The organism is Kitasatospora sp. NPDC059462 (genome assembly GCF_042749955.1).
Taxonomy (GTDB): domain Bacteria; phylum Actinomycetota; class Actinomycetes; order Streptomycetales; family Streptomycetaceae; genus Kitasatospora.
This window is the reverse complement of sequence record NZ_JBHYUU010000105.1, coordinates 21,456-29,241: the sequence shown is the minus strand read 5'-3', so window position 1 is coordinate 29,241 and position 7,786 is coordinate 21,456. Positions and strand designations below refer to the sequence as shown.

Annotated in this window: 5 protein-coding genes; 3 read left to right on the top strand and 2 right to left on the bottom strand. The window is 74.2% G+C overall.

The window, feature by feature from the left end; genetic code table 11:
- Positions 1-805, bottom strand: an 805-nt coding sequence (locus ACFXAM_RS24325) for a transposase (protein ID WP_380294352.1), incomplete at its 3' end; no start/stop codon positions are given.
- Positions 806-992: 187 nt separating this feature from the next.
- Positions 993-1,247 carry a hypothetical protein gene (locus ACFXAM_RS24320; protein WP_380294351.1) on the bottom strand — a complete coding sequence of 85 codons (255 nt, stop codon included), beginning with the start codon at positions 1,245-1,247 and terminating at the stop codon, positions 993-995.
- Positions 1,248-1,464: 217 nt separating this feature from the next.
- Here ACFXAM_RS24320 and ACFXAM_RS24315 point away from each other — a divergent pair, with 217 nt between their 5' ends.
- The 3 genes from ACFXAM_RS24315 (at position 1,465) to ACFXAM_RS24305 (ending at position 7,733) form a co-directional block, all read left to right on the top strand.
- A complete protein-coding gene (locus ACFXAM_RS24315) occupies positions 1,465-4,446 on the top strand; it encodes a BTAD domain-containing putative transcriptional regulator (RefSeq protein WP_380294350.1) in 2,982 nt (993 codons plus the stop codon).
- A gap of 686 nt (positions 4,447-5,132) precedes the next feature.
- On the top strand, positions 5,133-5,828 hold the full coding sequence (locus ACFXAM_RS24310) for a class I SAM-dependent methyltransferase (RefSeq protein WP_380294353.1): 696 nt from the start codon (positions 5,133-5,135) through the stop codon (positions 5,826-5,828).
- Positions 5,829-5,921: 93 nt separating this feature from the next.
- Positions 5,922-7,733, top strand: coding sequence for a SpoIIE family protein phosphatase (locus ACFXAM_RS24305; RefSeq protein WP_380294349.1), 1,812 nt, complete (start codon positions 5,922-5,924; stop codon positions 7,731-7,733).
- Positions 7,734-7,786: the final 53 nt, after the last annotated feature.

The window sequence follows — 7,786 nt, the reverse complement described above, 5'->3', positions numbered from 1 at the left end:
TCTTGGTTTGTCGGGGGGTGTTTTTTTTTTTATCACCCCCCGGGGGGGGTTGGTTTGGTGGGGGGCCGCCGGCCTGCACCGCGTGGTGCAGGCCGTCGCCCTTCTGTCGGCAGTCGCGGAGGATCTTGTAGTTCTTCATGCGGGCGAAGGTGTGCTCGACCCGGGCGCGCACCCGGCGGTGTTCGGCGTTGTCCTCCTCCTGGGCCCGCAGCAGGGGGCGGCCGGCTCGTCGGCGGTGGGGGACGACCAGTCCGGTGTTGAGGTAGGCGCCGTCGGCGAGGACGGTGGTGCCCGCGCAGGTGGAGGGGAGGCCGGATTCACGCCAGGCGTGGGCGTCGGCCTTGTTGCCCGGCACGGGGCGGGCGGTGGCGACCACGAGGCGGGTGTCGGCGTCGATGACGACCTGCACGTTCGCGGAGAACCGGTAGTTGCGGCTCGACGCCCCCACCGTCCGGTCGCGGACCGGGATCAGGGTCCCGTCCACGATCCACAACCGCTCCACGCCCGGCACCGGGCGTGGAGCGGCTTCGAGAGCCAGGAGCGGCCCCAGGCGCTGGACGATGCGGCACACCGTCGCGGTCGAGACCCCGAACAGCGGCGCGAGCTGCCGCATCGTGAGGTTGGTGCGGTAGTACACGGCGACCAGCAGGATCCGGTCGGGCAGCGGCAGGCACCACGGCCTGCCGCCGCCCGGCCCATTGCCGCCCCGCTCCCGCACCACCCGCACCAGACCCTCGAACTGCCGCATCCGCAGCCCCGTGAACGTCTCCACCCAGACCGGCTCGGCCCGAAGCACCCCACCCATACCGGAGAAATGCCCCGCACCAGACCTTCTGGAACAAGCTTTAGGGGTGACCGCTGATGACTCCGGCCGAAGCGCCGGTGGCGGTCACGAGGTAGCCGGTGGTCACCACGATCGTCGAGACGGCGACGACCGCGAGGCGACGAAGCGTGTTCAAGCGTTCCCCCCTGGAACCGCTGACGGGACGGTCCTACGGGTGGCTGGAGATGACGCCCTGCGGCTCGCGCTCGGTGGTCGCCCCGTCGCCGGCCGGCTCCACGACGTACTGGCCCTCGTCACCGAAGAGGTCGTCCTCCAGGTCGGCCTTGCGGTCCGCGGTGGGCTCGGCGTACTCGGCCTGCTCCGAGGTCGCGGCGACCGCGCCCTCGACCGCCTGGCCCGCCTCGGCCGCGGCCTGCTCGGCCGGCGCGGCCGCCACGGGGGTCTCGCTCTGCTCGTTGGCCATGCTGGGGCCGCCTTTCGGTCATCACATGTCTTCCGCCCCACCGGGTCGGCGCGGGCGCGGAGTCAGTATCGTAGGGTTGATTAAATGACCGATAAACATCGTGCGGCTGACCGTGCCGTCCGGCAGAGTCGGCCCCCCGCCTAAGCTGAGGCCACCACAACGGCGGAACCGCCGAGCGCCCTACCGGGACATCAACACCAGGCCATCGGGGGACTACATGGAGTTTCGGGAGACGCCGCCTGCACCGGCGCTGCGCTTCCAGGTACTCGGTCCGGTCCAGGCCTGGCTCGACGGCAGGCAGCTCGCCCTCGGTTCCCCGCAGCAGCAGGCCGTTCTGACGATGCTTCTGCTGCACGCCGGACGCCCCGTCACCACCCAGGACCTCGTCGACGGCCTCTGGGGCGACCGCCCGCCCGCCCAGGCCGTCGCGGCGCTGCGCACCTACGTCTCCCGGCTGCGCACGGTCATCGAGCCCCGGCGCGAGGTGCGCCGGCCCGCCGAGTTCCTCGTCTCCGTCGCCGACGGCTACGCCCTGCACATCCCGGGCGAGGCCCTCGACATGACCGTGTTCGAGCACCTCGCCGCCGAGGCCGCGACCGCCCGCGGCGCCGGGGACCTCGACAACGCCCACCGGCTGCTGGTCCGTTCGCTCGGCCTGTTCGCCGGCCGTCCGCTCACCGGCGTCCCCGGTCCGTACGCGGACGCCCAGCGGCTGCGGCTGGCCGAGCGGCAGGTGTCCGTCGCCGAGGACCGGTGCGCGCTCGCCCTCGACATCGGCCTGCACGCCGAGGTGGTCGGCGAGCTGAACTCGCTCACCGCCGAGCACCCCCTGCGCGAGCGGCTGCGCGAACTGCTGATGCTCGCGCTGTACCGCTGCGGCCGGCAGGCCGAGGCGCTCGGCGTCTACACCGACACCCGCAAGCTGCTGATCGACGAACTGGGCGTCGAACCGGGCGCCGGGCTGTCCACCATGCATGCCCGGATCCTGGCCGCGGACCCGGCGCTGACCCTGCCGGCCGCCCCCGTCCCGGCGGCCGCCGCCACCCGTGAGGAGGGGCCGGCCGCCCCGCCACCTCCGGCCCAACTCCCGGCCGACGTCTCGGACTTCAGTGGCCGCACCGAGATGGTGTCCGATCTCTCGGCGGTCCTGATGAACGCCACCGGCCAGGCAGTGGTGGTCACCTCGCTGGCCGGCATCGGCGGCGTCGGCAAGACCACGCTCGCCGTGCACGTCGCCCACCGGGTGCGCACCGAGTTCCCGGACGGGCAGCTGTACGTCGACCTCCGCGGCGCGGGCGCCTCGCCCGCCGACCCGGCCGTGGTGCTCGGTGACTTCCTGCACGCCCTCGGCGTCACCGAGAACCCGGACTCGCTGGAGCAGCGCGCCGCCCTCTACCGCTCGCTGCTCGCCAGCCGGCGGATGCTGATCCTGCTCGACAACGCCCAGGACGCCGAGCAGATCCGGCCGCTGATCCCCGGGGTGTCCAGCTGTGCGGTGCTCGCCACCAGCCGCTCCCGGCTGGCCGGCATCCCCGGCGCGCACCTGGTGGACGTCGAGGAGCTGACGCCGGAGGAGGCGCTCGCGCTGTTCTCCGCGATCGTCGGCGAGCAGCGCGTCGCCGCCGAACCGGAGGCGGCCATGGCGGTGGTGACCGCCTGCGGATTCCTGCCGCTCGCCGTCCGGATCGCCGCGGCCCGGCTCGCCAGCCGTCCCCGCTGGAGCGTCTCGGACCTCGCCCGCCGCTTAGCCGATCAGCGCCGGCGCCTGGACGAGCTCCAGCTCGGCAACCTCGCCGTGGAGACCACCATCGGGCTCGGCTACGGGCAGCTCTCCCCCGCCGAGGCCCGCGCCTTCCGCCTGCTCTCGGTCGTGGACTCCCCGGACCTGCCGCTGGCGGCGGTGTCCGCGCTGCTCGGTGTCGACGAGGACGAGGCCGAGGACCTCGCCGAGGCGCTCGTCGAGGCGAACATGCTGGAGACCTTCGCCCCCGGCCGCTACCGGTACCACGATCTCCTCCGGCTCTACGCGCAGCGGCAGAACGAGCGCTCCGGGGACGTGGCGGAGCAGCGGTCCGCCGTGCTCCGGCTGCTCGACCTCCTGCTCGCCACGGTCCGCAACGCGGCGCGGGCCATCGAACCCGACGACCAGCTGCCCGAGCCGCTCAACGTGCCCGGCTCCGGCGGCATCGCGCTGATCACCAACGCGTTCGCCCGGGAGTGGCTGCGGACCGAGACCGCGCTGCTCCTCAGCTCGGTCGAGGCCGCGGTCCAGGGCCCGGGCCTGCTGCTGCGGCCCGCCGTCGACCTGCTGATCATCCTCGGCAGCCTGGTGGAGGACCCGACCCACGGGGCGCGCGTGCGCCGGATGCTGGAGGCGGCGGAGCACAACGCCGGACGGTACGGGGACGCGGCGGCGCTCGCCCGGGTCCACTTCGCCTTCGGCACGCTGCAGTCGATCACCAACGACTTCCAGGGCGCCGAGCAGTCGCTGCGCAAGAGCCTCGGTTTGCAGGACGCGGACGACATGACCGTCCTGCAGTCCATGGCGGCCAACGACCTCGGCATCGTCCTCAGCCTCGCCAACCGCCCGGCCGAGGCGCTGCCGTTCTTCGAGCAGGCCCTCGCGATCAGCCGGGTGGTGGGCGCGCCGATCGGCGAGGCGCGGCTGCTCGGCAACATGGCCCGGGCCCAGCTCGGCCTGGGCATGGTCGAGACGGCCGTCAGCTCGGTCACCGAGGCGGTCGCCACCGCGCGCGCCTCGAAGAACGGCCCCTGCCTGGCCGACACCCTGTACCAACTCGGCGTGGTCCTCTCCTCCGCCGACGATCCCGCGACCGCCGCCGATCACCTGCGCGAGTCCCACCGGCTCTACCAGTCCCAGCAGAACCGGCTGCGCGAGGGCTACACCCTGGCCCGGCTCTCCTCCGCGCTGCTCGCCGCCGGCCAGCAGGCCGAGGCGGCCGAGGCCGCCGAGGAGTCGCTGGCGATCGGGCTGGAGATGGACTCCGCCTACTGCCAGGGCCTGGCCAACGCCGCACTGGGCGAGGCTCTGCTCGGCCTCGCCCAGCCCGCACGCGGCCTGGCGTGTCTGCGCGAAGCCCACGCCATCTTCACGCGGCTCGGTGTGCCGGAGGCCTCCCCCGTGGCGGACCTCATCTCCCAGCAGCACACCGAGCCCCTCTTTCCCCCCGCGCCGTAGGCCTCCGTTCCCCCGTGTTCCCCCCTGGAGGCCTTCCCCCGAGAGCGTCCGGTGCTCCCGCAGCCCCCCGGCTGCGGGAACACCGTCAACGCTTCCCCGGCGCTGGACTCCACTGTGCACCGACCGGATTGACGTTCAATAAACGCCCGATTGTCAGTCTGCGGACCGACGGATCCGCAGGTCAGCACGGGTGCGGACGCCGACCGTACGGCGTGCGGCCCCGATCGCACCACCCCGGGCCGCGCCCTGCGCTTCCGGGCAGGGGGGCGGTGTCGGCCAACCGCCGCGAGTTGGCCGGAAACGGACCCCACGGCGCAGTGATCACGCATATTCTCGGAGGCCAGTACACACACGAGTGCACTTCCCCGGTGGACCAATCCGGAAAAGGCAGCGCGGCGGCGCTCCCGCAGTGCAGAGTGTCTCTGTGCAAAGAGTCTGTGCAAAGTGTCAGCGTGCAGTCAGCATGGCAATGCAGTCATTGTGACGCGGGGAGCGTGACGTACCGCCACCGGCAGCGGGCCGGCGGGGAAGCACGGACGCCGGGAGGAGACGGCGGCCCGGCCCCGCGCCTCGTCCGGCCGACCGGAGGCCCGGCCGAAAGGTGCCTCTCAATCGTGACGACCGGACAGATATCGGATCCGTTCCCCGTCGACGAGGACGCGGGTGGCGACGACGGGTCCGACGTCCTGCGCCGCCGGGCCGAGCGCGCCCTTCAGGCGGTCGCCTTCGACACCATCGGCACCGGCTACGCCGAGGCGTTCCCCTCCAAGGACGGACAGCTGGCCTGCGGCCACCGGCTGCTGGCCGCGCTGGAGCCGGGCGCCGCCGTGCTGGACGTCGGCTGCGGCAACGGCGAGCCGACCGTCCGCCAGCTGACCGCCGCCGGGATGCGGGTCACCGGGGTCGACCTCTCGGACGTCATGCTGACCCTGGCCCGGGAGGCCCGCCACCCCGGCCCGCACCCGCCCCTCCTGCACCGCATGGACATGTACGACCTCGCCACCGAGCGCGCCCGCTCCGCCTGGAACCTGCCGCGGCTCGGCCCCGCCGGGCGGGGCACCTTCGACGCGGTCACCGCCTTCTTCTCGCTGATCCTGCTCCCCCAGGACGAGATCCCCACCGTGCTCGGCCGGCTGCGCGAGCTGCTGCGGCCCGGCGGGCTGCTGGCGCTCGGTATGGTCGAGGCGGATCTCGATCACGTTCCCCTGCCGTTCCTCGGCCGGGAGCTGCGGATCAGCGGATATCTGCGGGAGGATCTCGAACGGGTCCTGCTGGCGGCCGGGTTCACGGTCGAGGAGCGGGAGGGCCGTCCGTACGCGCCCGCCAGCACCTCGCTGCCGCCGGAGGAGCAGCTCTTCCTCCGCTGCCGGCGGACCGGCTGACGACGCCGGACCGCGGCACCCCGGCAGCACCCAGGCACACCCCGGCAGTCCCCGACAGACCACAGACCGTACCGATCCCCAGGACAGGCACCCGTGCGCGACCAGCTCAATCCCGAGGCCGGAGAGCCGCCTGCCCTGCCGACCCCGCGCCGCCCGTCGTCACCCCCGGAGCGCGTCCCCGAGCGCCTCGCCTACCTCGACTCCGCGACCCGGCGGATCAACAGCGCCCTCGACCTGGCCGCCACCCTGCGCAACGTCGGCCGGGTGCTCGTCCCCGCCCTCGCCGACGCCGCCGTCGTCCACCTGCGCGACCCGCTGCCCAACGTCGAGCGCGAACCCGGCTTCCCCGAGCATCTGCGGATCCACCACAGCCAGGGCACCCGGCTGGGCCGGCGCGGCCGCCCGGCCGGCGACGACCGCCGCGACCGCTACGGCAGCCGGTACGGCGCCCGCTCCACCGCCGACCCCGGCCCGGCCACCCCGGTCACCCGCGGCGGCGCGCTCGCCCACACCCTGCTCAGCCGCCGCCCCGCCGAACCGGTCGTGCTCGGCGCGGACGGGAACAGCGGCAGCGCCCGCACCACCGAGCTGCTGCGCGAGCTGTACGGCGCCCGCGGCCTGGCCCGGCTCAGCCCGGGGACCTCGGTGCTCGCCCTGCCGCTGCGCGGGCGCAAGACCGTGCTGGGGCTGCTGGTGCTGATCCGGCGCCCGCGCGCCAAGAGCGGCCGGCCGGGCTTCGACGCCACCGACACCGCCACCGCCGCCCACCTCGCCACCCAGGCCGGGCTGGCCGTCGACACCGCGCTGCGGTACGCCCGCGAGTGGGAGATAGCCAACGAGCTCCAGCGCAGCATGCTGCCGCTGCGCCTGCCCCAGCCGCACGGCGTCCGGCTCGCCCAGCGCTACCTGCCCGGCGAGCGCGGCGCCCAGGTCGGCGGCGACTGGTACGACGCCGTACCGCTGCCCGGCAACCGGGTGGCGCTGATCGTCGGCGACGTGATGGGCCACTCGCTCACCTCGGCCGCCATCATGGGCCAGCTGCGCACCAGCGCCCAGACCCTGGCCGCGCTCGACCTGCCGCCGCACGAGGTGCTCTACCACCTGGACGAGCAGGCCCAGCGGCTCGGCCGCGAGCAGCACCTGGCGACCTGCGTCTACGCCGTCTACGACCCGATCGCCAACCGGGTGGTGCTCGCCAACGCCGGGCACGTGCCGCCGGTGCTCGTCCAGCCGGACGGCACCGCCGAGCTGCTCGACCTGGAGGCGGGCGCCCCGATCGGCGTCGGCGGGGTCGACTTCTCCTCCGTCGAGCTGCCCGCCCCGCCCGGCTCCGCCCTGCTGCTGTTCACCGACGGCCTGGTGGAGACCCGCAACCGGCCGCTCAGCGACGGCCTCGAACTGCTCCGCGCCCGGCTCGCGGGCGCCCAGCGGCACGCGCCCGAGCACCTCTGCCAGGAGGCGCTGCGGATCCTGCCGCCCGGCGACCGGGGCGACGACATCGCGCTGCTGGCCGCCTGCTTCGACGGCATCCCGGCCGGGGACGTCGCCCACTGGTACCTCCAGCCGCGCAACGAGACGCCGGGGCGGGCGCGCCGGCTGGCCGCGCACACGCTGCGCCGCTGGGGTCTGGAGGAGCTGACCGAGGCGACCGAACTGATGGTCAGCGAGCTGGTCACCAACGCCGTCCAGCACGCCACCCGCCCGGTGACGCTGAGCCTGGTCCGCACCACCCGGCTGCGCTGCGAGGTCGGCGACGACAGCCCGCTGCTGCCCCGGCCGCGCCGGACCGGGCCGGAGGACGAGCGCGGGCGGGGCCTGCAGATCGTGGCCCGGTGCGCCGAGCGCTGGGGCGCGACCCGGCTGGGCACCGGCAAGGTGGTCTGGTTCGAGCAGCGCCTGCCGTGACGTGCGACGGGGCCGCCCCGGCGCACTGTGCCGGGGCGGCCCCCCGCCGGGCC